Origin of the sequence: Microbacterium sp. NPDC077644 (assembly GCF_040702785.1) — a bacterium.
In the GTDB taxonomy this organism is placed as follows: domain Bacteria; phylum Actinomycetota; class Actinomycetes; order Actinomycetales; family Microbacteriaceae; genus Microbacterium.
In genome coordinates this window covers 277,336-302,824 of record NZ_JBFBME010000001.1, presented here as the reverse complement: position 1 = coordinate 302,824, position 25,489 = coordinate 277,336, and the positions used below count along the sequence as shown (strand labels likewise).

The following is a 25,489-nucleotide window of genomic DNA, read 5'->3' as shown; positions in this document are numbered from 1 at the left end:
GATCACCGCTAACAGAAAGGGGATTACATCATGGGTTTCCTTGCATTTCTTCTTCTCGGACTGATCGCCGGCGCGATCGCCAAACTGATCCTCCCTGGCAAGCAGGGTGGCGGATGGTTCGTCACGCTGATCCTGGGCGTCGTAGGCGCAATCCTCGGCGGATGGATCGGGAGCCTGTTCGGTCTCGACATCACGACCTTCTTCAGCATCGGCACATGGATCTGCGCCATCGGCGGCTCGATCATCGTGCTGCTGATCTACGGCCTCATCACGGGCCGTAACAAGGCCAGGAGCTGACGACCACTCACTGCGAGGCCTTGGCCTCGAGTAGGGCCCGCTCCCGTTCGTTCCCCGCGAGACTCGCGGCGGCCGCGAACGCGGAGCGGGCCTCGTCGTCTCTGCCCAGCCGGAGCAGCAGTTCCCCGCGCGTCGCCGGCAGCAAGTGATAGCCCGCGAGCGCGCCCGAGGCCGCGATCTGGTCGATGATCCGCAGAGCGGATGCCGGCCCCGTCGCCATTGCGACGGCGGCGGCCCGATTCAGCTCCACCACGGGAGACGGCGCGATCCTGCCGAGCGCCTCGTACAGGAGCACGATGCGCTCCCAGTCGGTCTCGTCAACGGATGCCGCGACAGCATGGCACTCCGCGATCGCAGCCTGGAGCCCGTATGCGCCGCGGCCCGTGCCGACGGCATCCGCTCGTTCCAGGGCCGCGCGACCGCGTGAGATGCGCCCGCGGTCCCAGCGGCTGCGGTCCTGGTCGGCGAGCAGGACCGGATCGCCCTTCGCGTCGACGCGAGCGGGAAAGCGTGCGGCGGTGAGTTCCATCAGGGCGAGCAGGCTGTTCACGTCGCGCTCACGAGGCACCAGCGCCGCGAGCACACGGGCCAGCCTGATCGCCTCCATGCTGAGCTCGGGTCGCATCCAGTCGCCGCCGCTGCTCGCCGCATGCCCCTCGTTGAAGATCAGATAGAGGACGCCGAGCACGGCGCTCAGCCGCTCCGCGTAGTCCTCACGGGACGGCACCTCGAACGGCACCTTCGCGGCTCCCAGCGTCTTCTTGGCCCGCACGATGCGCTGCTGCACGGTGGCGGCGGGAACCATGAACGCCCGCGCGATCTCCTCGCTCGAGAGGCCGCCGACGACCCGCAGCGTCAGAGCCACGCTCGCCTCGCGCGAGAGCACGGGGTGGCAGGAGATGAAGATCAGGCGAAGCACGTCGTCGTCGATCGCATCCGGGTCCCACGGGTCGGCATCCATCGCGTCTGCCTGCTCCTGGTCGAGATCGTGCGCGATCGCCGCGATCCGCGCGTCGTAGCGCTCCTGGCGGCGCCAGCCGTCGATCGCCCGCCGCTTGGCGACCGCCGTCAGCCAGGCGGCGGGGTTGCGCGGCACGCCGTCCTGCGGCCACTGCCGCAGCGCTTCGAGGAGCGCGTCCTGCGCGAGATCCTCCGCAAGGCCGAAGTCGCCGACCATGCGTGTCAGGGTGGCGACGATCTTGGCGGACTCGATGCGCCACACGGCGGCGACGGCGCGCTCCACATCGGTCGTGGAACGCGCCGTCTCGCCGCTGTCAGCAGGGCTCATGGTGCCGCTGTCTCACTGCTGCTGCGCGCGCTGCTCGGCCTCGTCGCGCCAGCCCTGCTCCTTCTGGATCCACTCGTTGTCGGCCGGGAAGTCGTCCATCTCCTGCACCCGGCGCACCTCGAGGAACGACCCCGGCCCGAGCGGTGCACGGCTCGCCCACTCCGCCGCCTCTTCGCGCGACGACACCTCGATGATCCAGAAGCCGTTGAAGAGCTCCTTCGTCTCACCGTAGGGGCCGTCGGTGATGAGCGGCTTCTCGGCGCTGAAGTCGACCACGAACCCCTCCGAGGCGTCGCTGAGGCCCTCGCCCGCCGTCAGGACACCGGCCTTGATCATGGACTCGTTGTACTTGCCCATGGCTTCGATGACCTGCTTGAACGGAATCTCGTTGTACGCCTCGACGGCCTCGTCGGTCGCGCGCATGATCAGCATGAACTTCATGATGTTCTCCTTCAGTTGCGGGGTCGGTTTCGACCCTCTCACTGAAGACGTCGAACGAGAAGACGTCAGATCGACATCGTCCGAGAAAAAGTCTCAGACGATGCCGAACTTCACTCCCACTCGATGGTCCCCGGGGGCTTCGAGGTCACATCCAGCACCACGCGGTTGACGTCGCGGACGCCGTTGGTGATGCGGTTCGAGATCTTCGAGAGCACGTCGTAGGGCAGACGCGTCCAGTCGGCGGTCATGGCGTCCTCGCTCGAGACGGGGCGCAGCACGATCGGGTGGCCGTACGTGCGGCCGTCGCCCTGAACGCCCACCGAGCGGACATCGGCCAGCAGAACGACGGGGCACTGCCAGATCTCACTGTCGAGGCCGGCCTTGGTCAGCTCCTCGCGGGCGATGGCGTCTGCCTCGCGCAGAATCTCGAGACGGTCAGCGGTGACCTCGCCCACGATGCGGATTCCGAGGCCGGGCCCCGGAAACGGCTGCCGGCCGACGATCGCCTCGGGCAGTCCCAGCTCGCGACCGATCGCGCGGACCTCGTCCTTGAAGAGGGTGCGCAGCGGCTCGATGAGCTCGAAGTCGAGGTCGTCGGGGAGGCCGCCGACGTTGTGGTGCGACTTGATGTTCGCCGTCCCCGTGCCGCCGCCGGACTCGACGACGTCGGGGTACAGGGTTCCCTGCACGAGGAACTTGATGGGCTCGCCTTCGGCCTTCGCCTCGTCGACGAGCTCGCGCTGCACCTTCTCGAACGCGCGGATGAACTCGCGGCCGATGATCTTGCGCTTCTCCTCGGGGTCGCTGACGCCCTGCAGGTGCCCGAGGAACGTGTCCGCGGCATCCACGGTGATCAGGCGCACGCCCGTGGAGGCGACGTAGTCCTGCTCGACCTGCTCGCGCTCGCCCTTGCGGAGGAGCCCGTGGTCGACGAAGACGGCCGTGAGCTGGTCGCCGATGGCCTTGTGGACGAGCGCGGTCGAGACAGCCGAGTCGACGCCGCCGGAGAGGGCCGAGATGACGCGGGCCGAGCCGACCTGCTCGCGGATGCGCGCGACCTGCTCCTCGATGACGTTGCCGCTGTTCCAGTCTGCGGCGAGGCCCGCCGCCTTGTGCAGGAAGTTCTCGAGGACCTCCTGGCCGTGGTCGGAGTGCTTGACCTCGGGGTGCCACTGCACGCCGTAGAAGCACTTCTCGTCGCTGCCGAATGCTGCCACAGGGGTGTCGGCGGTGGATGCCAGGACCTCGAAGCCCTCGGGCGCGCGCGAGACCTGGTCGCCGTGGCTCATCCAGACGTTCTGCGTGGCGGGCTGGCCGCCCAGCAGCACGCCGCCGTCGTTCGCGACGACTGCGTCGGTCGCGCCGTACTCGCGCAGCCCCGTGTTGGCGACCTCGCCGCCGAGAGCGCGGGCCATGACCTGGAAGCCGTAGCAGATGCCGAGGGTCGGGACGCCGAGGTCGAAGATCGCGGCATCCAGCGACGGCGCGCCCTCCTCGTAGACCGACGACGGGCCACCCGAGAGGACGAGGGCGACCGGATTGCGCTCGGCGATCTCGGCAGCACTGACGGTGTGCGGCACGATCTCGCTGTAGACGCCGGCCTCGCGGACACGGCGGGCGATGAGCTGCGCGTACTGGGCGCCGAAATCGACGACGAGAACGGGGCGCTGTGCGGTGTCGGCGCTCATCGCGCTGCCTCCTGGGTCTGGGGTTCTGCGGCGAGTGCCGCCTCACGGGATGCGAGGTACGCCTTGACCTCGCGGGAGACCCGGACCTCCATGATGAACGAGAGGGCCGGGATGACGCCGCCGAGCGCGAGCATGATGAACCGACCGAACGGCCAGCGCATCAGGCTCCACAGGCGGAAGATCGCGAACAGGTACACGACGTAGAACCAGCCGTGCGCGACGAGGATCAGCAGCGAGATGTTCGCGCCGCCCGCGGTCTGCCCGGTCGATTCCAGATCGCATCCCATGCCGCCCGGGACGAACAGGGAGTACCACTGGCATCCGTCGCCGACGATGACCGGCGCGAACCAGAGGAATCCGCCGTCGCCACCCGCGAACAGCTCGATGTGCGTGGGGCTGTACTTGAGGATCATCTCGGCCAGCAGCAGGAGGAGCATGACACCGGTGATGACCGAGGCGATCTGATAGAACCTCAACGCCCCGCGGATCTTCGGGAACGAGGCGGCTTTCGGTTCGGGCATGGCGTCCAGTCTACTAGCGCGGACGGGACGGCGAAGGCCGCCGGGATCGCTCCCGACGGCCCTCGCGTGACTACCCGATGATTCAGAACCAGCCGCGGATCAGGTCGATCAGCCAGTCGACGATCGCCTTGACGACGCCGCCGCCGTTCCCGCCGCCCTTGTTGACGGTGACCTGGTCGGTCGCCTGGTCCCCGTCGGCCTGGGCGACGATGACCGTGTAGCGGCCGGCATCCGTGTTCTTCGGAACCGTGAGCGATGCCGAGAACGATCCGTCCTCATCGACCACGACCGTTCCGAGCTCGACGAGCTTGCCCTTCTTCGACTCGAGGGTGACGGTCACCGTCTCGCCCGGCGTGAAGTCCTCGCCCGTGACGGCGAGCTTCTTCCCGGCGCTGACGGTGTTGCCCTGGACCTCGATGGTTCCCGCGAACTCCTCCTCGCCGGCATCCGCGAACGTGATCGGAACCTGCACGGTCGTCTCGCCTGCGACGACCGTGAGCTGCTGCTCGCCGCTCGCCCCCTCGGGGACGGTGAACGCGAGGCTCGCGCGGCCCACCTCATCGGTGGTGTCGACGATCGCCGGGTCGACGGCGCCTGTGGCGAGCACCTGGTCGCCGAGAGACACGGTGACCTCGCTCGGTGCGGCTTCCCCGGCGCTGAACGCGAGCGAGGAGAGGTCGATCGTGACCTCGTCGCCGGCGCTGTAGCCGTCGGCATCCGCGGGGCTGAGCGTAACACCGACCGCGCGCTGCGCGAGGTCGGGCGTCGCGGTGCCGTTGGCGTCGAACCAGTCGACCATGGACTGCAGGTCGATCTTGCCGGTGTCGGCCTTGTTCGTGCCCTCGGCGAAGGTGAAGAAGTTGTCTCCACCGGCCGCGAGGAACGAGTTGGCCGCGACGACGTAGGACGCCTCGGGGTCGATCGGCTCGCCGTTCAGTGTGATCGAGGTGATCCGCTCCCCTGCTGCCGCCGTCGGGTCGTAGGTGTACAGCAGACCCTCCGAGACGCCGAGCTTGAGGAACGGACGGCTCGAGCCCTCCGGCTGCCACTGCTCCTCGAGCACGCCCTTGATCTGCGCACCGGTGAGGTTCAGCGTGACCAGCGTGTTGGCGAACGGCTGCACCGTCGCCGCCTCGCGGAAGGTCACGTTGCCGTCGGGGTCGTTCGCGTTCGCCGACGCGTACGTGAGGTTCGCGCGGATGCCGCCCGGGTTCATGATGGCGAGGTCGGCGCCGGTCGCCCACTGGTGGACGTCGGCGACGAAGTTGCCGATCGTGGACTCGCCACCGCGGTTCTCGGACCCGTTGGTCTGACGCGCGCGGTTGAAGTCGCCGGTGATCTCGCCGACCTTCTCGGCGCCCAGCACATCGGCCTCGGCCTTGGCCGTGTCGACGATCGACTGCACCTCGGCGACGGGCTCGTAGAGCGGCGCACCGTTCTCGGTCAGAGGCTTGATCTCGTTGGTGATCGAGAGCAGCTCCTTCGACTCGGGGTCGACCTGCAGGTTCATGAGACCGAAGTTCTCACCGTACTGCCCCGCCGAGACGACCGGGCGGCCGTCGATGACGTGGTTGTACGCGAGGTGGGTGTGCGCCGAGACGATCGCGCTCACGCTGCCGTCGACGCCGTCGACGATCTGACCGAGCGCGGACTCCGGCGTGATGCTGGCGACATCGGTCGACGTCGCGCCCTCGTGCACGAGCAGGATCAGAACGTCGGCCTCTCCGTTGGCGGTGTCACCGTCGGTCAGGTCCTCGGCGACGCCGTTGACCGAGTCGACGATGCTGCGCACCTCGAGGTCGGCGATGCCTTCGGGCGAGACGAGCGAGTCGAGCTCCTCGGTCACGGCGCCGATGAAGCCGACGCGCACGCCGTCCATCTCCTTGACCCACGCAGGCGCAAGAGCGGTCTCACCGGTCTCGGTGAGGAACACGTTCGAGGAGATGTACTCCCAGTCCGCGCGGTCCTGCACGCGGTCGCGCAGATCCTCCCAGCCCTGGTCGAACTCGTGGTTGCCCGCAGCGCTCACCTCGAGACCGGCCGCATTGAGCGCGTCGATCGTCGGGTTGTCGTCATTGATGAACGACGTGAACGTGGATGCTCCGATGAGGTCGCCCGCGGCCGCGAACACCGTGTTCGGGTTCGCGTCGCGCACCGACTTCACGGCGCCTGCGAGCACAGCGGCACCGGCGGCTGCGCCGTCGGCCTCGATCCGGCCGTGGAAGTCGTTGACCGTGACGATGTCGATGTCCACCGGCGGGATCTCACTGGAGATGCCGACGATCACCGGGTCGTGGTCGCTGGAGCGGTACGGGGTGCCCGCTTCGGTGGCGCCGAACGCGTAGCCGCGGTCGCTCCACTCGGACGAGTTGATCTCCCACACGCCGGTTCCCGTCACCGATGCCGCGAGCGACGGAGACGCGATGGCGTGGTCGAGCGAGCCGAGCTCGCCGTCGAAGGTGTAGGTGTACTGGCCCTCGGCCTTCGTGGGAACGAGGTCGGCCCAGCCGGCCTCGGAGAACACGTTGATCGGGTCCTCCTTCGCGTAGGCGTTGAAGTCGCCCAGCAGCAGGACGTCCTCGCTGCCCGAGGCGTCAGCGATCTCGCCGGTGAACTCCAGCAGCGACTGCGCCTGTGCGGTGCGGTCTGCGTTGAAGTGGCCCTGGCCGTCAGCGGGCTCCGCGCCGTCGCCCGACTTCGACTTGAAGTGGTTGGCGACGACCGAGACCGTGCGTCCGTCCATGTCGAAGGTCTGCGCGATCGGCTCGCGGGCGTTGCCCCACACCGACTCGTCGATCTTGGCCATCGCGTCGCCCACCGGGGTGACCTCGGCCTTCTTGTAGATGATCGCGTTCGTGATGACGTCGGTGGTGGTGTTCAACAGCGAGTCCGGGGTCTCGATGTAGTCCCACACGTCCGTGCCCGCGTCGGCGTTCAGGCCGTTGACGAGGTTCTGGAGTGCGACGTCGGGGGTGCCGTCGCCGAAGTGGACCGAGTTCTCGATCTCCATCAGCGCGACGACGTCAGCGTCGAGACCATTGATGGCCGTGATGATCTTCGAGCGCTGGATGTCGAAGAACGCCTGGTTCTTCGCGCCGCGCGCGTCGGGGTCGTCCTCGCTCATCGTCGTGAAGTAGTTGAAGACGTTGAACGCTGCGACCTGCACGTCGCCGCCGACCTCGGGAGCCGACTCGGGGCGCGCGTTCGCGGTGGTGAAGCCCGCCTTGTCGGCGGCCGCCGTGTCGCTGTTGATCGGCGTCACCGGCTGCAGTCGCCAGTCGTCGAAGCCGTACTGCAGCACGTAACCGGCATCCGCGAAGTCGACGACGTCGCCGTTGCGCACGGTCACGTCCTTCGTGAAGTAGGGCTGGTCGCCGGGGTGCGCGCTGTTCGAGATCTGGACGTTGTAGCCGTCGTCGAGCAGGATGCGGTGGGCGCGGTTGGATGCCGCGATCGCGTTCGCGTCTGCACCGGGGCGGGTCGTCTCGGTGCTCTTGACGTTGAGCTCGCCCGGGTTCAGCCACAGGGTGCCGAAGTTGTAGAGCTGGTGGCTGGATGCCACGAGGTAGTCGCCGGTGGGGGCGACGAGCATGTTCTCGTACGCCTCGCGGTCTGCTCCGACGACGTCGCCGGGGAGCGGGGTGACCGCGGGAACGCCGACGCCGGCGGTGACGACGGTGACGTCGCCGGCCGCGGCGGGCGTGATCTGGGTCTGGCCGAAGTACTCCGAGACGGAGCCCGTGACCGAGACGAGGTCGCCGATGGAGCCCGGGACCGTCTTGCCGTTCAGGAAGACGAACAGGCCGTCGGAGGCGCCGGGGGTCGCGTCGTTCTCTCCGCCGGAGCCCTGGGTCTGGATGACGATGCCGTTGTAGCCGCCGGTGCGGTAGTCCGCCGTGACGACGCCGGAGACCGTGACCGTCTGGCCGCTGAGCGGTGAGACGTCACCGGTGCCCTGTACCTCGGCGATGGTCGCCGTGGTGGGCTCCTCGGGCTCTTCGGGCTCCTCGGGCTCGGTGTCGCCGGTGCCCTCGGGCGTGATCGTGGCCGAGAGCGAGAAGTCGGCGGAGTTGTCGTCGGTGTCGACGCCATCGGTACGGTTCAGCGACTTCACGTCCTGGTTGTTCGCCGGCGCGGTCGCGAGGGTGCCCTCGAACGTGTTGGACGTGCCGTAACCGAGCAGATCGACGACGCCTTCGGCGCCGACGACCGAGCCGGTGCCGAGCGTGATCGCGGAGGTGCCCTCGACGAGCGCGAGCGTGCCCGTGGTGCCGCTCGGGTTCAGGTTGCCCGCGGCATCCGCCTCGGGCAGATCTGCACCGTTCGCGCCGTTGGATCCGCCCTGGACCAGGTAGTGGCCGCCCGCGGGAATGGTGCCGGAGAGGGCGACGACGCCGTTCGAGTTGCCGGTGCCCGTCGCCGAGCGGTACTGGACCGACATGCCGTCGAGGGTGATGTCGGAGCCGGTCGGGTTGTACAGCTCGACGAACTTGTTCTTGAAGGCGGCGCCGGCGCTGCCGCCGGAGAGATACGCCTCGTTGATGACGACGCCCGTGCCGTCGGCGGCCGCGAAGGCCGGGGCGGCGACGAGCGATCCGAAGCCCATCGTGCAGGCTGTGGTCAGCGCGACGGCGACGATGCGCCCCCGTCTGCGTGCGATGGACGACCCAGCGCGCTGCGCTGCACCATCGGGTGTGGACATCATGGGTTTGTTCTCCTCGTCGACGGATGAGACCCCGAGCGCCGTCATGGGGCGCACGAGAGAGCGCTGGCGCTGCACAGGGTGGATGCGACGCGGCTCGTTCGTGAGCTTATGAGCGGGCTGGGACTTTCCCGAGAGAGTTCACAGATCGCTAACCGGAAGTTCGTCCGCGCCGATACGGCCTACGACTTTCGGCGCATGCCGATGCGGATGGACCTGGACGAAAGGTGGACGCGAGGGTGGATCCGGGTCAGGATGCCGCGGTCGAGCGCTCCTCGAACTCCTCGACCTCGAGCTGCCAGCGGTCCTTGGCGAGCCGATACCAGATGTAGAACGCGAAGCCGGCGAAGACCGCCCACTCGATCGCGTAGAAGATGTTCAGCCAATTGACGCTGGAGAGCTCGTGCGGCGCGGGAGAGACGATGTCGACGAGGCCGTCCGGAGCATCCACCGAGGCCAGGTACGGGCGATACACCGAGAGCTGCTCCGTGTCGTGCCACTGACCGAGCAGCATCGCCGGCGACATCCGGCTCATCCCGAACGGATCGTCCCTGGTCGGGAGCGACGACCCCTCGTCCGAGATGATGCGGCCGGTGATGTCGGCATCCGCTCCTGCGGCATCCCGCTCGAGGGCGGCCACCGCGGCATCCGCGCTCTCCCGATCCGGTGCCCATCCCAGGGCGACGGCGATCGAGGTGCGGTCGGCGACGCGCAATTGTCCGGTCACCCAGAATCCCTCCGCGCCGTCGTTGAAGCGCGACGAGACGACGAGGAAGTCGCCGGGCACCCATGTGCCGGACGTCTCGACGCGCTGACCGACGAGCGGCTCCGGCAGGTACTCCCCCGGTTCGAGGACCTCGGCGAGCGGCCGCACCTCCTCCGTGATCCCGGCGGGCGGCGGGTCGGTGTCGATCGCGCGCTCGAGCTGCCACTGACCGAGGAAGGCGAACACCCCGGCCACCACGAGGCAGGCGCACAGCACGGCGATCCAGCGGCCGCGCAGCATCACCTCCCGAAGGGTCGGCGGGAACTCCTGCGCAGCGGGAGCGGGCGATGAGGTCACGGGCGACGAGCGCCGATCACGACTCGTAGGGGGCGAGCACGACCTCGACGCGCTGGAACTCCTTCAGGTCGGAGTACCCGGTGGTGGCCATCGACTTGCGCAGCGCACCGATGAGGTTCGCGGTGCCGTCAGCGACCGGCGCGGGCCCGTAGAGGACCTCTTCGAGTGTGGCGATGCCGGGCGTCTCGACCCGGCGGCCGCGGGGCAGCTGGGGGTGTTGCGCTTCCGGCCCCCAGTGGAAGCCGCGGCCGGGCGCATCCGTGGCGCGCGCGAGCGCGACGCCGAGCATGACGGCATCCGCGCCCATGGCGAGAGCCTTGACGATGTCGCCGGAGGTGCCGACGCCGCCGTCGGCGATCACGTGCACGTAGCGTCCGCCGGACTCGTCGAGGTAGTCGCGGCGGGCAGCGGCGACGTCCGACACGGCGGTGGCCATGGGGGCGTGGATGCCGAGGGTCGCGCGGGTGGTGGACGCCGCTCCCCCGCCGAATCCGACGAGGACGCCTGCGGCGCCCGTGCGCATGAGGTGGAGGGCCGCGGTGTAGGTCGCGGCCCCGCCGACGATCACGGGGACGTCGAGGTCGTAGATGAACTTCTTGAGGTTCAAGGGCTCGTCGACGCTGGAGACGTGCTCGGCCGACACGGTCGTGCCGCGGATCACGAACAGGTCGACGCCGGCGGCTGCGACGGTGTCGTAGAGCTCCTGCGTCCGCTGCGGGGTCAGGGAGCCGGCGACCGTCACTCCGCCCTCGCGGATCTCGGCGAGACGCTGGGTGATGAGTTCGGGCTTGATCGGCTCGGAGTACAGCTGCTGCATCCCCACGGTCGCCTTGTCTGCGGGGAGCGCGGCGATCTCGGCGAGCAGGGGCTCCGGGTCGTCGTAGCGGGTCCACAGGCCCTCGAGGTCGAGGACGCCGAGCCCGCCGAGCTTGCCGAGCATGATCGCCGTCTGCGGGCTCACGACCGAGTCCATCGGCGCGCCGATGACCGGGGTGTCGAAGGAGAACGCGTCGATCGTCCACGCGGTCGAGACGTCCTCGGGGTTGCGCGTGCGCCGGGACGGCACCACGGCGATGTCGTCGAACGTGTATGCGCGGCGCGCGCGCTTGCCTCGGCCGAGTTCGATGTCCATGCTCACGCGTCCAGCCTACCCGGCCGCCCGCTGCACCTCCCGCGCCCGCGAGAAACCACTTCCTGCACCAGAAACTACGCGTGAGGCGTTTTCTCGCGCAGAACGTGGTTTCTCGTCAGCCCGTAGCGCGGGCGGCGCGCTTCTGCTCCTGGAACACTCGGATCGCCTCGTAGCGGTCGGCCGAGCGAGCCTGGCGCTTCGCTGCCTCCTGCGCGCGGTTCTTCGGCGGCGCCGAGGTCACGAGGTCATCGAGCAGACGGCGGGTGGATGCCGCGATCTCAGCGATAGCGCGGTCGAACACGGCCTGATTGGCGCGCGACGGCGCGTTGGAGCCGGAGATCTTGCGCACGAACTGCAAGGCTGCGTCCTGGCACTCCTGGTCGGTCGCGGCCGGCTCGAGATTGTTCAGCGGAACGATGTTGCGGCACATGCCCGCCACGCTACGCCGGGCACGCGGCATCCGGAACCCGGGCCGCGCGCCTCGCGCGGCGAGGGGTCGCGTTTAGTCGCCGAACCGCATACGTGGCAGCCATATGCGGCCCCGGGCCCGGCGCGACTCGTCCTCGGCGGAGTGAGGGGTCGCGTTTAGTCGCCGAACCGCGCGCGAGGCAGCCATCTGCGACCCCTCCGCAGGGGCGCAGATGGCGGAACCACCGGGCCTACTTCTTGTAGTTGGGCGCCTCGACGACGATCTGCACGTCGTGCGGGTGCGACTCCTTGAGTCCGGCCGCCGTGATGCGCACGAACTTGCCGCGGGTCTTGAGCTCCTCGATCGTGCGGGCGCCGACGTAGAACATCGACTGACGCAGGCCGCCGACGAGCTGATACGCCACGGCCGACACCGGGCCGCGGTACGGGACCTGACCCTCGATGCCCTCGGGGATGAGCTTGTCGTCGCTGGGGACGTCGGCCTGGAAGTAGCGGTCCTTCGAGTACGAGGTCTGCTTGCCCCGGGTCTGCATCGCACCGAGCGAACCCATGCCGCGGTACTGCTTGAACTGCTTGCCCGACTGGAAGACGATCTCACCCGGAGACTCGTCGGTGCCGGCGAGCAGGGAGCCGAGCATGACGGCATCCGCACCGGCGACGAGCGCCTTGGCGATGTCGCCCGAGTACTGCAGGCCGCCGTCGGCGATGACCGGAACGCCGGCCGGCCGGGCCGCCAGCGATGCCTCGTAGACCGCGGTCACCTGGGGCACGCCGACGCCGGCGACGACGCGCGTGGTGCAGATGGACCCGGGACCCACCCCGACCTTGACGGCATCCACGCCCGCGTCCACGAGCGCCTGCGCGCCCTCGCGGGTCGCGACGTTTCCGCCGATCACGTCGATGTGCGCGAACGACTCGTCCGCCTTCAGACGCTTCACGAGGTCGATCACGCCCTGCGACTGGCCGTTGGCGGTGTCGACGACGAGAACGTCGACACCGGCGTCGCGCAGTGCCTCCGCGCGCTCCCAGGCGTCGCCGAAGAAGCCGATCGCGGCGCCGACGCGCAGACGCCCGTGCTCGTCCTTCGTGGCGAGCGGGTACTTCTCGCTCTTGTCGAAGTCCTTGATCGTGATGAGTCCGGCGAGCTTGCCGTCCTCGTCGATGAGGGGCAGCTTCTCGACGCGGTGCTTGGCGAACAGTGCGATGACCTCGCCCGCCGCGACGCCGACCGGCGCCGTGACGAGGTCGGTCGACGTCATGACGTCCTTGACGAACGTGGTGGGCCGCTCGAAGCCCGACACGAACCGCATGTCGCGGTTGGTGATGATGCCCACGAGGTGCCCGGCGTCGTCGACGACGGGGAGCCCCGAGATGCGGTACTTCGCGCACAGCGCGTCGACCTCTTCGACGGTCGTGTCGGGGGTCGTGGTGATCGGGTCGGTGATCATGCCCGACTCGCTGCGCTTGACGCGGTCGACGTGCGCGGCCTGGTCGGCGATGGAGAGATTGCGGTGCAGGATGCCGATGCCGCCCTCGCGCGCCATGGCGATGGCCATGCGCGATTCGGTGACCGTGTCCATGGCGCTGGACAGCAGCGGAGTGGCGACCGAGATGCGGCGCGTGATGCGCGAGGAGGTGTCGGCCTCACTGGGGATCACATCGGTATGCCCGGGGAGAAGAAGGACGTCGTCGTAGGTGAGTCCGACGAAACCGAAGGGATCGTGCTGGTCCATGGAAGATCCTCCTGCAGGCGAGAGCGGCGCGTTGTTCCAGTCTAAACGGCGGCGACGTAACGAAAATTCCTCGGTTCGGGCGCGTGACTAGTGAATGGCTGGTCCGCCCACTACGCTCGATCCCACGCCACGGCCGACCCGAAGCCGCCGGCGAACTCAATGTGGAGGATGCGTGAGACCCACGTCCGTTGCCATCCGTCGAGCCCGACCATGGGTGGTCGCAGTGCTCGGCGTTCTGATGGCGCTCTCGTTCCTGGTTTTCCAACCCCCGGCTTCAGCCCACGCCGAGACGGACGACGGGCAGGAGGTCACCGACTTCTACTTCGCCGGCGTCATCACGTTCGACGACGAGCCGGTTCCGGACGTCACCGTCACGATCGAGGGCAACGGCTTCGACGCCCAGACCGAGACGGATGCCGAGGGCAAGTGGCGTCTGTACGTTCCGGAGAAGGCGACCTACACCCTCACCGTCGACGAGGAAACGCTCCCGGAGGGCGTGATCGTCGAGGGCGACTCCGCGTCGCAGGAGGTGGAGTTCGCCCTCACGAACACGAAGATCGTCAACTTGTTCCTCGGCGAGGGCGTGCGCGAGACGACGTCGTTCCTCGACCAGCTGCTCTCCCGCATCGTGGGCGGCCTGAACTTCGGCCTGCTGCTGGGACTCGCGGCCATGGGAGCCGCGCTCATCTACGGCACCACGCGCCTGTCGAACTTCGCGCACGGCGAGATGGTCACGTGGGGCGCCGTGATCGCCCTGCTGTGCACGTCGTTCTGGCACCTGCCGATGTGGCTCGGCATCATCGCCGCGATCATCGCGGGTGGTCTGCTCGGGCTCGCGATGGATGCCGGGCTCTGGCGTCCGCTGCGGCACCGGGGCCTGGGCATCGTGCAGCTCATGATCGTCAGCATCGGCCTGTCGCTGGCCCTGCGGTACTTCCTGCAGTACATGATCGGCGGCGCCACGTACCAGCTGCAGGGTGCGAGCCCCACGCCGATCAAGCTCGGCCCGATCTCGCTGTCGTACATCGACATGATCGGCATGGGCACGAGCATCGTCGTTATCCTCGGCGTGGCGTACTTCCTCACCCGCACCCGCATCGGCAAGGCGACCAGGGCCATCTCGGACAACCCGCAGCTGGCCGCGGCATCCGGCATCGACGTCGACAAGGTCGTGCGCATCGTGTGGATCCTCTCCGGAGTCCTCGCCGCGGTCTCCGGCATCCTGTGGGCGTACTTCCGGCCCGGCGTGAAATGGGACATGGGCATGCAGATGCTGCTGCTGATCTTCTGCGCCATCACGCTCGGCGGTCTGGGATCCGCGATCGGCGCCCTCATCGGCTCGATCATCGTCGGCCTCGCCGTCGAGGTTTCGACGCTGCTCGGAGTCCCGTCCGACCTGAAGTACGCCACCGCGCTGGTGGCACTGATCGTGATCCTCCTCGTCAGGCCCCAGGGCCTGCTCGGGCGCAAGGAAAGGCTGGGCTGATCATGGACTTCGGCAACATCTTCGGCAACACCGCCTCGTACCTGTTCAGCCCCACCACGATCGCGTATGCGCTGGCCGCGACCGGCCTCGCCGTCCACTTCGGGTACGCGGGTCTGCTCAACTTCGGCATGGCGGCATTCATGGCCGTCGGCGGCTACGGCTACGCGATCTCGATCCTCAGCTTCGGGTTCCCCTGGTGGGGCGGTGTCGCAGTCGGCGTGCTCGCCGGCGCCCTGTTCGCCCTGCTGCTCGGCATACCGACCCTGCGGCTGCGCGCCGACTACCTCGCCATCGCGACGATCGCGGCGGCCGAGGTCGTGCGTCTGCTGTTCCTGACCGAGCTGTTCCGCGAGTGGACGAACTCCGCCGGCGGCCTCTCCGGCTACCACCAGAGCTTCCGCGACATGAATCCGTTCCCCGAGGGGACGTACGGCTTCGGCCCGTGGACGTACAACGCCAACGATCTGTGGGTGCGGCTGTTCGGCCTGATCGTGCTCGCCCTGTCGGTCCTGGTCGTGTGGGCTCTCATGCGCAGCCCGTGGGGGCGCGTCATCAAGGGCATCCGCGAGGACGAGGATGCGGTGCGCTCGCTCGGCAAGAACGTCTTCGCGTACAAGATGCAGGCGCTCGTCGTCGGCGGTATCATCGGAGCGCTGGGCGGCGTCGTGTTCGTGCTGCCGTCGGCCGTGATCCCCGGCAGCTACTCGACCTCGCTGACCTTCTTCCTCTGGACGATCCTGCTCCTGGGAGGTGCCGCGACCGTGTTCGGTCCGACGCTGGGAGCCGTGCTGTTCTGGGTCGTGTTCGCGTTCCTCGGCGGGCTCCTGCCCGAGATGGCGCGCGTCGGCTGGCTTCCCATGACGACCAACCAGGCCGACGTCGTCCGCTACATCGTGATCGGCATCGTGCTCATGCTGATCGTGATCTTCCGTCCGCAGGGCATCCTCGGCAACAAGAGGGAGATGACCTTTGTCAAATAACATCTCGGTCCCTGAGCCTGTCGAAGGGTCGCAGACGGGCAGCATCCGCAGGCCCAAGACGACCGGCCTCGCGAAGGGGCCGGCGGCGCCGGGCGTCGCCAAGGTCGACCCGATCCTCGTGGTGGACGCCGTGACCCGCCGCTTCGGCGGCCTCACCGCCGTCGACGTCGACCACCTCGAGATCCCCCGAGGCGCCATCACCGCTCTCATCGGCCCGAACGGGGCGGGCAAGACCACCCTGTTCAACCTGCTGTGCGGCTTCGACAAGCCGAACACCGGCACGTGGGCGTTCGACGGCAAGAACCTCTCCGGCATCCCGTCGTTCAAGGTCGCCCGCATGGGCCAGGTGCGCACGTTCCAGCTCACCAAGTCGCTGTCGCTGCTCACGGTGCTCGAGAACATGAAGCTCGGCGCCACCGGCCAGCGCGGCGAGGGCTTCTGGGCGAGCCTGTTCCCGTTCCTCTGGCGCGCGCAGGATGCCGAGATCGAGCAGCGCGCACGCGAGCTGCTCACACGGTTCAAGCTCGATGCCAAGGAGAAGGACTTCGCAGCCTCCCTCTCGGGCGGGCAGCGCAAACTCCTCGAGATGGCGCGCGCACTGATGAGCGACCCGACCCTGGTGATGCTCGACGAGCCGATGGCCGGCGTGAACCCGGCGCTCACCCAGTCGCTGCTCGACCACATCCTCGATCTCAAGGAACTCGGCATGACCGTGCTGTTCGTCGAGCACGACATGCACATGGTGCGCCACATCGCCGACTGGGTGGTCGTGATGGCCGAGGGGCGCGTGGTCGCCGAGGGTCCGCCGGACACGGTGATGGAGGACCCAGCCGTCGTGGACGCCTACCTGGGCGCGCACCAGGACGTCGACCTGGGAGCGGTCACCGGCCGTCTGCCCGTCATCACGGATGCCGACGCCACCGAACTGCGCGAGCAGATCGAGGCGGAGGCCGAGGCCGAGCTCGAAGCCGACAGCACCGACGAGGAGAAGTCGTGACCGACAATAATGACGTGATCGTCGAGATGACCGGCGTCCACGCGGGCTATCTTCCGGGCGTGAACATCCTCAACGGCGCCAACCTCGTCGCGCGCAAGGGAGAGCTCATCGGCATCATCGGCCCGAACGGCGCCGGCAAGTCGACGCTGCTGAAGTCGATCTTCGGCATGGTGCAGGTCCGGGAGGGCGACATCACCGTGGGCGGCAAGAGCATCGTGGGTCTGAAGGCCGACAAGCTGGTCAAGCGCGGCGTCGCGTTCGTGCCGCAGACGAACAACGTCTTCCCCTCGCTCACGATCGAGGAGAACCTCCAGATGGGGCTCTACCAGAACCCGAAGATCTACGCCGAGCGCCTCGATTTCGTCAGCGGCATCTTCGCCGAACTCGGCAAGCGCCTCAAGCAGCGCGCAGGTTCGCTGTCGGGCGGCGAACGGCAGATGGTCGCGATGTCGCGGGCCCTCATGATGGATCCGTCGGTGCTGCTGCTCGACGAGCCGTCCGCGGGGCTCTCGCCGGTGCGTCAGGACGACGCGTTCATCCGCGTCTCCGACATCAACAAGGCCGGTGTCACGACGATCATGGTCGAGCAGAACGCCCGCCGCTGCCTGCAGATCTGCGACCGCGGCTACGTGCTCGATCAGGGCCGGGACGCCTACGAGGGGACGGGCAGGGAACTCCTGAACGACCCGAAGGTGATCGGACTGTACCTGGGAACGCTCGGCACGGACGCGGCGTAACGCAGCGCGCGCCTCCCATAGGCTCGTTCCATGACGAGCATCCTGTATCTCGGCGGCACCGGGACGATCAGCGCGGCGTGCGTGCGCCGCTCCGTCGAGCGCGGACACGAGGTGACGGTGATCAACCGCGGCAGCGGCCGGCGCGGGATCCCCGACGAGGTAACGGTCGTGACGGCGGACGTCCGCGATTCCGCCGCCATGACGGCGGCGCTCGGCGGGCGCCGGTTCGATGCCGTCGCCGACTTCCTCTCCTTCTCCCCCGCTGACGTCGCCGCGAATCTCGAGGTCTTCGGCGAGACGGGGCAGTACGTGCTCATCAGCTCGGCATCCGCGTATCAGAAACCGGCGGCGCACCTCCCGGTCACGGAGAAGACCCCGCTGGACAACCCGTTCTGGCAGTACTCGAGGGACAAGATCGCCTGCGAGGAGCTGCTCCGCTCCGCGTCCGCGGACCGCGGCATCCCCTTCACGATCGTCCGCCCCTCGCACACCTACGACGAGAAGATGATCCCGACGCTCGGCCGCTGGAACGACATCGCGCGCATGCGCGCGGGCCGGCCGGTCGTCGTCCACGGCGACGGCACGAGCCTGTGGACGATCACGCACGCCGATGACTTCGCGACCGCGTTCACCGGCCTCATCGCCCACCCGGACGCGATCGGCGAGGACTTCACGATCACCGGCTTGCACGCGCCGACCTGGAACCAGATCTACGGCTGGCTCGCCGACGCCGCGGGCATCGAGGCTCCGGAACTGGTGCACGTGGCATCCGAGGCCATCGGCGCCATCGTTCCGGATCTCGGCCCGACACTGGTCGGCGACAAGGCGCACTCCAGCGTGTTCGACACGTCGAAGGTGCAGGCGCTCGTGCCGGAGTTCGCGACCACCGTCGCGTTCGACGAGGGCGCCAGGCGGATCCTGGCGTACTACGACACGCACCCGGAGGCGCAGATCGTCGACGCCGATCTCGACGCGCAGTTCGACCGCCTCGTCGCGTACGCCCGCTCCGCCCGGTAGGAGCATCGGCTCCGGCCGGCAGCGGCAGCGGCCGGTCGGCGACCGCGCATGCAGAAGGCGCCCCGGATGCGTGATCCGGAGCGCCTTCTGGCGTGCTGGTGTTACTTGATGCGGCTCGTCATGTTGTCGGCATCGAACTCGTAGACGCCGATCGCGGCGCCCTGCGGGTCGTTGTCGTCATTGAACGTGACTTCGCCGGAGAGGCCGTCGTAGTCGGCGATGCCCCCGCCGTTGATGATGTCGGCGCACTCGGCGAACGTGGTGCACTTCTCGCCCTCGCCCGAACCGCCCGAGACCTCCTGCATGTTGGCAGCGATGTCCTCGCCCTCGACCGAGATGCCCTTGAGGGCAGCCAGTGCGATGAGGATCGTCGCGTCGTACGCCTCGGCGGAGTAGGTCACGGCGTCGATGGGCTCGTTGCCCTGCGCGGTCCAGACCTCGTTGAGCTGGTCGATGAAGTCGTCGGGCAGCTCCGCGCCTGCGCGCGTGCCCTTCGAGCCCTCGAGGCTCACACCGAGGTCGGGCCAGTCCTTGAGGTTTCCGTCGACGAGGTACAGCGCACCGGTGTCGACGCCCGCGTTGCCCAGCAGCGGCGCGATGGTCGCGAACTGGTCGTACGACACGATCGCGACGGCGTCGGGGTTGGCTGCGGCGATCGTCTGCACCTGAGCGTTGAACTGGCCGTCGCCCTGGTTGTACGAGGCGTCGGCGACGACCTCGCCGCCGGTGCCCTCGAAGGTCGACTTGATCGCCTCGAACAGGCCCGTGCCGTACGGGTCGTTCTGGTAGATGATGCCGAGGGTCTTGTGACTATCCTCGGCGATCTGGTTGCCCAGCACCTCGCCCTGGAGGTTGTCGCTCGGCGCCGTGCGGAAATACAGCGGGTTGATGCCCGTGAAGTCCGGCGACGTGTTCGACGGCGAGACCGTGAGGATGCCCGAGCCGGCGTTGCCGTCGAGAATCAGCTTGGTGACGCTGGACGAGGCCGCACCGACCATGGCCGTGATGCCCGCGCTCTGCAGGTTCGTGATCGAGGTCTCGTACGCCTTGTTGTCGAGGTCGCCCTCGTCAGCGGGCGTCAGGTTGACCTGGATGCCGGCGTCGGCGTCGTTGATCTGCTTGACCGCGAGCTGCACGCCGGACTCCATCGGTGCGCCGAGGAAGGCGAGCGATCCGGTCGAGGGGAGCAGGGATCCCAGCTCGAGAGTGAGGTCGATGTCGGACGGACGCTCCGAGGTCGATCCTTCGGAGGATTCGGGTTCGGGCGTGCTGCTGCTGCAGCCCGTGATCACAAGCGCCGAGGCGCTGACAAGCGCGAATCCTGCCAGCCACTTCGTACGCGATTGCGTGCGGTTCATAGTGCTCCTTTGCGACGATGAGCAGCGAGCTGCTCTCGGGTGATCCCACCTTATGGCGCGGGCGGTTCCGGTGGGTCTCGGTGCGCTAACGATCTGGTCGCGAGCAGGAGGTCGACGAGGAAGACCGCGACGGCCACCCAGACGATGATGAATCCGACCCAGCGCTCGAGCGGCATCGGCTCGTGCAGGATGAGCACGCCGGTGAGGAACTGCATGATCGGGGTGATGAACTGGATCATGCCGATGACGGTGAGGTTGACGCGCCGGGCGCCCGCGGCGAACAGCAGCAGCGGCACGGCTGTGGCGATGCCGGCGAACAGCATGAGCGCGGTGTGCCAGCCGCTCACGGAGCCGAAGACGATGCCGTCCGTCTGCGCGACGATGACGAGCTGCACGACGGCGATCGGGATGAGCCAGAGCGACTCGAGGGTCAGGCCGCTCACGGCATCCACCGTCGGCCCGATCTTCTTCTTGATCAGACCGTAGACGCCGAAGGATGCCGTCAGCGACAGCGCGATCCACGGGAACGAGCGGTACGCGACGATGATGACGACCACCGCGAGCGCGGCGATGCCGATCGCGACCCACTGCAGCCGGCGGATCCGCTCGTGCAGCACGAACACGCCGAGCAGCACTGTGGTGATGGGGTTGATGAAGTAGCCCAGCGCCGTCTCGACGACGCGGTCGCTGAGCGTGCCGATGAGGAACACCTGCCAGTTGACGTAGATGAGCAGCCCCGCCAGCGCCGTCCAACCGAGCAGGCGCGGCTGCCGGATGATCGCCATGATGCGCCGCCAGCCCCGCATGACCGTCAGCAGCAGGATGCAGAAGACGAAGGAGAACAGCACGCGCGCCGCGACGATCTCCCACGGACCGGTCGGCACGAGCAGCAGGAAGTACAGCGGAAGCAGACCCCACAGCAGATAGGCGCCCGTCGCGTAGGCGGCGCCGGCGGCGCGAGTGGATGCTTCGGGGTTCACAGACCCACAGTAGTGTCCGCCGCAGACGCCCCTACCGCCGAGCGGACAAACGACCTATAGTGAGCGTGTCCGGAACCAGAACCTGGGGGAATGGTACGCGGCAGAACATGGGCGAGTTCGAAGACGCACTCGCGCTGGACTTGGGGATGAGTCGCATAACAGCGGCGACGGCGGGTCTCGCGCAGCGTGAAGAGATCGGCACCCACCCTTTCGTGCTCGGGCACAGGGGCGGGGGCATCGCCGCGCTCGCCTTCGTGGATGACGACGGCGGGATCCTGTTCGGCGACGCCGCCGAGCAACGAGGCTTCGAGCGTCCGGAGAACCTCGTCCGCGGCTTCGTCGCCGACATCGGCGACGAGACGCCGATCGTGCTCGGGCCCCGTTCGATGACGGCGGCCGAGATGACAGCGCGTCTGGCCGTATGGGCTGCCGAGCACGCGTCGCCGCCCCCGGGCGCCCGGCCGGCGATCGTCATCGCCCACCCCTCGTCGTGGACCGCTCATCGCACGGACTCCCTGCTGGCCGCGCTCGCGACAGCGGGCATCGCAGACGCGCAGGTCATCAGCACCGCGGCGGCCGCGGTGATCCAGCACGACGCGATGCACCGTGCGGCCGGCCTCGAGCCGCTGGCCGAGGGCGACGCCGTGGCCGTCTACGATCTCGGCGGCGATCTCTTCGAGGCGACGATCCTCCGCAAGGACCCCGACGGCGGATTCTCGGTACTCGGCTCCCCCGTCGCCGCGCCCGGGGCCGCCGGCGCGCTTTTCGACGATCTCGTCCTCGCGCACGCCGTCGAGACCTCCGGAGCATCCGTGCCGTCCGCGCCGACCGCGGCGGAGCGGGTCGCGTTCGCCCGTCTGCGGCGAGCCTGCATCGACGCCAAGGAGACCCTGTCGTTCGATGCGGATGCAACGATCCCGGTCACCCTGCCCGGATGCAGCGGCAGCGTGCGGATCACCCGCTCCGAGTTCGAGGCGATGATCGATCCGCACCTCGAGCGCACGATGGACGCGCTGGAGGAGGCCCTCGACACCGCATCCGTGCGTGCGGAGCACCTCGAGCACGTGCTCCTGCTCGGCGGATCCGCCCGCATCCCGCTGGTCGCCCAGCGCCTGTCCGAGCGATTCGACCGTCCGATCGTCTCGGCCCAGGATGCCGCCTCGGCCCTGGGCGCCGCCCGCGCCGCCCGACGTCTCGGCGTGCTCAGCACGCCCGGGCATGCGCAGGCGAGCAGCATCGAGAGCACGACGGGTGCGGCCATGCCGGTCGTGCCGGATGCGCCTGAGCCGGTCCGCCGGCGCCGGCGGTTGCGCCCTGTCTTCGCCGGGGCGTCGATCCGTTCAGCGTCTCCGGCGATCATCACGGTCGCCGCCGTGATCGCAGCCGCCGGCATCACGACCGGAACCGCGGGTGCCGCCATCCTGCAGGGCGTCCCCGACGATCCGTCGGCGAGCGCGGAGGATACCGGCGGCTCCGCGGTCCTCGCGGCTGCGACCGACCCGTTCGTGGAGATGTTCTCCGGCGACGGTCGGCTGCAGCAGGCGGTGGTCGCGACTCCGGCGCTCCCGAGCCCGGCGCTTCCCGAGGACGAAGAGCTCGGCACGGATCCTGCGCCCGCGCCGCGCAACCTCGTGCGCACGCCGCTGTCGACCTCGAGATCGCCGGCATCCGATGCCCGGAGCGATCGGGCGCAGCGCGATCGGGCACCGGGAGATCGCGCGCGGGGCGGACCGAAGGTCGAACAGGCCGACCCGACGCCGCGTCCGAGCGCCAGGCCGTCCTCGACCCCGAAGCCCTCGCAGAGTCCGGGGCCTGTGCATCCGGCGCCCACCACCGGGCCGACGACGAACCCGACGCCCTCCTCGGCACCGACCACCGCGCCGACGACCGATCCGACCATCGATCCGACGCCCACCGAGACCAGCTCGCCGCCGACCGACCCCCCGCAGCCGGCGGCGAGTGATCCCCCCGGAGACCCCGAGCCTCCGCAGCAGTCCCCGCCCCCATCCGATCCGCCTCCCCCGACAGATGACACACCACCGCCCTCCTCCTCGGCAGAACCGACGACAGAGAGCTGACGCAGATCATCATGACCGTTCTTTCCATGAGGCCGGACACCCCGGCGCACACCGCACCCGCGCTGCTGTGGGCCCGGCAACTGCTTCCGACCATCGAGGCCATCACCCGGATGCCCGGCGCTCCGCCCCGCGCGATGCTCGTGGGCAACGCAGGGTCAGGCAAGTCCGCATCCCTCCGGCGCCTGCGCACGGTTGTGGGCAGCGCCGCGCCCGGCACCGCGTTCGCGACCGGCGAGCCCGATGCGGCGATCATCGACGGCCTCCCGGCGGACACCGTGCTCATCGTCGACGACGCGCACCTGCTCGGCGACGAGCAGCTCGCCGCGCTGAGCCGGCGGGCGGAGGACCCGGATGCCTCGCTCATCGTGGCAGCCCGGCCGTGGCCGACCGTGGAGAGCCTGGACGACATCGCGCGCGCGGTGGAGCGGACGCTGCCGCCGATCGTCCTGGGCCACGTCGGTCCGTCCGATCTGCTCCCCTATCTCGAGGCGCACGGCCCGTCCATGAGCAGGTCGTGTGCCCAGCACATCCTCGAGGCCACCGGCGGGGTCACCTGGCTGGTCGCCGAGGCCGTCTCCCGGCACGATGAGCTCGACTGCGCCGACGATGCCGGTCACGCCGAACTGCACAGGGCGCTCCAGGGCACCGTGCTGCACCGCCTGGACACCGTCGACCGGGCGCTCCACCCTGCGATCGAATCCCTGTGCGCAGCGCTCGGCTCGGACGCGGCTGCGGAGACGTATGACGACGAGGCCGTGGCCTGCGGCCATGCGGCTGGCCTGCTGCTGCGCAACGGCGGCGCCGTTCCCCTCGTGAGGTCGGCCGTGCGCGCGTCGATGCCCCTGCACCGGCTGGCACGGATCGCTGGCGGACTCGAGGATCAGGACTCCGCCGACGCCACCACGCTCATCGTCCGCCGCGCGCGTGGCGCCTGGATGCAGGGAGACACCGACGGGGCGATCGATCTGGCCGAGAGCGCATCGGATGCGGCGCGGGCGGCCGACGGCGATGCCCTCGCGGACGTATCGGCCGGCGTGTGGGCCGCCCGCGGAATGATGTCGCAGGCGCACGCCGTCTACCGCGCCTCAGCGCCGGTCGGCATCCGCTCCCGCTCGCTGGCGCTGATCGCGGCGCTGGGTTCCGGCGAGAAGGAGCCCGAGGACACAGGAGATGCGTCGGATGCGCCGGGCGATGCGGCCCCCTCGACGATCGGCGTCTCGATGGCGCTGCTGCGCAGGGGCCTGCGGCGGACCATCGACGGGGAGTGCTCCGAGACCGTGCTCACCGACTTCGTCCGGGCCGCCGAGATGTACACGAGCTCGCACGGCGCCGGCGCTGTCCCTGAGCTGCCCGCGGTCATCGCAGCGATCGCTGCGCTGAGCGTCGGCGAGGTGCCGACGGCGGCCGCCGTCATCGACGATGCGCTGAGCGGAGGCCACGGCGGATCGTGGGCGCGCACCCGCCTGCTGCTGTGGCGGGCATGGGTCTCCGTGCAGCGCGCACGCCCCGTCGAAGCCCGCGACGATCTCGCGCGTGCCCGTGAGATCGCGCCGACGCTGCCTGCTCGCGACGAACTGCTCGCCGGTGCCGTGCAGGTCGCGATCGCCCGACGGTACGAGGATGCGGCGGGTGCGGAGGAGGCATGGCGTCGAACGCGCGGCGTCATCCTGCGCACCGAGGTCGACCTGTACCTGCTGCATCCGCTCGCCGATCTCATCAGCGCGGCGACGAGGGCGGGCGAGGCCGCACGGATCGCCCCGCACCTCGAGCGGGCTCTGGAGATCACGGCGGCCCTGGGGGATCCGCCGCTGTGGATCGCCCACCTGCGGTGGGCCGGCATCCAGCAGGGCATCCTGCTGGGAAACCCCGCGCATCTGACGCCGCACGCCAAGGCGCTCGTCGCGGCATCCGCGAACAGCCGCGTCGCCGCCGTCATGGCGCGCGCGGGCCGCGTGTGGACCGCCGTCCTCGGCGGCACGGTCGACCCGGCAGCGGTGGAGGCGGCCGCCGAGGGCCTGGCATCGATCGGTCTGAAGTGGGACGGCGCGCGGCTCGCCGGGCACGGGGCGGCGCGCACCGACGATCGCAAGGTCGCGGCCCGCCTGCTCGCCTGCGCCCGCGAGCTGCACCCGACGGATGCGGCGCGCAGGGCGGCGGACGCCGGAGACGCCGCGGATGCGGATCCGGGGCGCACGGCGCCCGAGGAGCTGCTCAGCGTCCGGGAGATCGAGGTCGCCCGGCTCGTGCTGCAGGGCAAGACGTACGCCGAGATCGGCGAGGCGATCTTCATCTCGCCCCGCACCGCCGAGCATCACATCGCGCACATCCGCAACCGTCTGGGCGCGACATCGCGCTCGGAGGTGCTCGCGAAACTGCGCCAGCTGATCGGGGACGACCACACCGTGGCGGCTCTGCATCCGGTCCGGGCGTCCGCCGAGGACGAATCCCCCTCCCGCGCAGCACGGGTATCGGGGTGATCCCCGATGCCCGAGCAGACCGGCACGAATACGATCCTCATCAGGATCTGGGGAACTGCGGGCTCACGCGGCAGCGGGCGTCCGC

The 25,489-nt window shown here is 69.1% G+C and carries 19 protein-coding genes; 8 read left to right on the top strand and 11 right to left on the bottom strand.

From position 1 onward, the window contains the following. Positions 1 to 30: 30 nt before the first annotated feature. Entirely contained in the window at positions 31 to 297 is a 267-nt protein-coding gene (locus tag AB0269_RS01480) for a GlsB/YeaQ/YmgE family stress response membrane protein (protein WP_366209404.1), read from the top strand. Between the two features lie 7 nt (positions 298 to 304). On the opposite strand, the gene AB0269_RS01475 is transcribed toward AB0269_RS01480, so the two are convergent. The 9 genes from AB0269_RS01475 to guaB form a co-directional block, all read right to left on the bottom strand. Continuing rightward, positions 305 to 1,585, bottom strand: coding sequence for an RNA polymerase sigma factor (locus AB0269_RS01475; protein ID WP_366209403.1), 1,281 nt, complete (start codon positions 1,583 to 1,585; stop codon positions 305 to 307). Positions 1,586 to 1,597: 12 nt separating this feature from the next. Beyond that, positions 1,598 to 2,026: a YciI family protein gene (locus tag AB0269_RS01470; protein WP_366209402.1), complete on the bottom strand. Its 429-nt coding sequence runs from the start codon at positions 2,024 to 2,026 to the stop codon at positions 1,598 to 1,600. Between the two features lie 110 nt (positions 2,027 to 2,136). Next, positions 2,137 to 3,714 (bottom strand): glutamine-hydrolyzing GMP synthase, encoded by a 1,578-nt coding sequence (gene guaA / locus AB0269_RS01465; RefSeq protein WP_175985710.1) that lies wholly within the window; start codon positions 3,712 to 3,714, stop codon positions 2,137 to 2,139. Beyond that, positions 3,711 to 4,235: a DUF3817 domain-containing protein gene (locus AB0269_RS01460; protein ID WP_366209401.1), complete on the bottom strand. Its 525-nt coding sequence runs from the start codon at positions 4,233 to 4,235 to the stop codon at positions 3,711 to 3,713. The genes guaA and AB0269_RS01460 overlap by 4 nt, the downstream gene beginning before the upstream one ends. Before the next feature lie 82 nt (positions 4,236 to 4,317). Continuing rightward, a complete protein-coding gene (locus tag AB0269_RS01455) occupies positions 4,318 to 8,940 on the bottom strand; it encodes an ExeM/NucH family extracellular endonuclease (protein WP_366209400.1) in 4,623 nt (1,540 codons plus the stop codon). Positions 8,941 to 9,187: 247 nt separating this feature from the next. Continuing rightward, entirely contained in the window at positions 9,188 to 9,943 is a 756-nt protein-coding gene (locus AB0269_RS01450; RefSeq protein ID WP_366210476.1) for an SURF1 family protein, read from the bottom strand. A 73-nt stretch (positions 9,944 to 10,016) separates the two neighbouring features. After that, positions 10,017 to 11,132, bottom strand: coding sequence for a GuaB3 family IMP dehydrogenase-related protein (locus tag AB0269_RS01445; protein WP_366210475.1), 1,116 nt, complete (start codon positions 11,130 to 11,132; stop codon positions 10,017 to 10,019). 115 nt (positions 11,133 to 11,247) lie between these two features. Further along, positions 11,248 to 11,562 (bottom strand): DUF2277 domain-containing protein, encoded by a 315-nt coding sequence (locus AB0269_RS01440; protein ID WP_366209399.1) that lies wholly within the window; start codon positions 11,560 to 11,562, stop codon positions 11,248 to 11,250. 229 nt (positions 11,563 to 11,791) lie between these two features. Further along, a complete protein-coding gene (gene guaB, locus AB0269_RS01435) occupies positions 11,792 to 13,294 on the bottom strand; it encodes an IMP dehydrogenase (protein WP_366209398.1) in 1,503 nt (500 codons plus the stop codon). A gap of 172 nt (positions 13,295 to 13,466) precedes the next feature. Here guaB and AB0269_RS01430 point away from each other — a divergent pair, with 172 nt between their 5' ends. The 5 genes from AB0269_RS01430 to AB0269_RS01410 are packed head-to-tail and all read left to right on the top strand — an operon-like array spanning position 13,467 to position 18,511. Beyond that, complete coding sequence (locus AB0269_RS01430; protein WP_366209397.1) at positions 13,467 to 14,780, top strand: branched-chain amino acid ABC transporter permease; 1,314 nt, start codon at positions 13,467 to 13,469, stop codon at positions 14,778 to 14,780. Positions 14,781 to 14,782: 2 nt separating this feature from the next. Then, entirely contained in the window at positions 14,783 to 15,760 is a 978-nt protein-coding gene (locus AB0269_RS01425) for a branched-chain amino acid ABC transporter permease (RefSeq protein ID WP_366209396.1), read from the top strand. 43 nt (positions 15,761 to 15,803) lie between these two features. Beyond that, entirely contained in the window at positions 15,804 to 16,757 is a 954-nt protein-coding gene (locus AB0269_RS01420) for an ABC transporter ATP-binding protein (RefSeq protein ID WP_366210474.1), read from the top strand. Positions 16,758 to 16,783: 26 nt separating this feature from the next. Continuing rightward, on the top strand, positions 16,784 to 17,494 hold the full coding sequence (locus tag AB0269_RS01415) for an ABC transporter ATP-binding protein (RefSeq protein ID WP_366210473.1): 711 nt from the start codon (positions 16,784 to 16,786) through the stop codon (positions 17,492 to 17,494). Between the two features lie 30 nt (positions 17,495 to 17,524). Beyond that, a complete protein-coding gene (locus AB0269_RS01410; RefSeq protein WP_366209395.1) occupies positions 17,525 to 18,511 on the top strand; it encodes an NAD-dependent epimerase/dehydratase family protein in 987 nt (328 codons plus the stop codon). Positions 18,512 to 18,612: 101 nt separating this feature from the next. Here the strand turns inward: AB0269_RS01410 and AB0269_RS01405 are convergent, their stop codons facing one another. Both AB0269_RS01405 and rarD read right to left on the bottom strand, forming a co-directional pair. Next, positions 18,613 to 19,869 carry an ABC transporter substrate-binding protein gene (locus AB0269_RS01405; protein ID WP_366209394.1) on the bottom strand — a complete coding sequence of 419 codons (1,257 nt, stop codon included), beginning with the start codon at positions 19,867 to 19,869 and terminating at the stop codon, positions 18,613 to 18,615. Between the two features lie 50 nt (positions 19,870 to 19,919). Continuing rightward, on the bottom strand, positions 19,920 to 20,849 hold the full coding sequence (gene rarD / locus AB0269_RS01400) for an EamA family transporter RarD (protein WP_366209393.1): 930 nt from the start codon (positions 20,847 to 20,849) through the stop codon (positions 19,920 to 19,922). A 107-nt stretch (positions 20,850 to 20,956) separates the two neighbouring features. Between rarD and AB0269_RS01395 the strand changes: the two genes are divergently transcribed. Continuing rightward, a complete protein-coding gene (locus tag AB0269_RS01395) occupies positions 20,957 to 22,927 on the top strand; it encodes an Hsp70 family protein (protein WP_366209392.1) in 1,971 nt (656 codons plus the stop codon). Positions 22,928 to 22,938: 11 nt separating this feature from the next. Next, positions 22,939 to 25,404: a LuxR C-terminal-related transcriptional regulator gene (locus AB0269_RS01390; protein WP_366209391.1), complete on the top strand. Its 2,466-nt coding sequence runs from the start codon at positions 22,939 to 22,941 to the stop codon at positions 25,402 to 25,404. Positions 25,405 to 25,489: the final 85 nt, after the last annotated feature.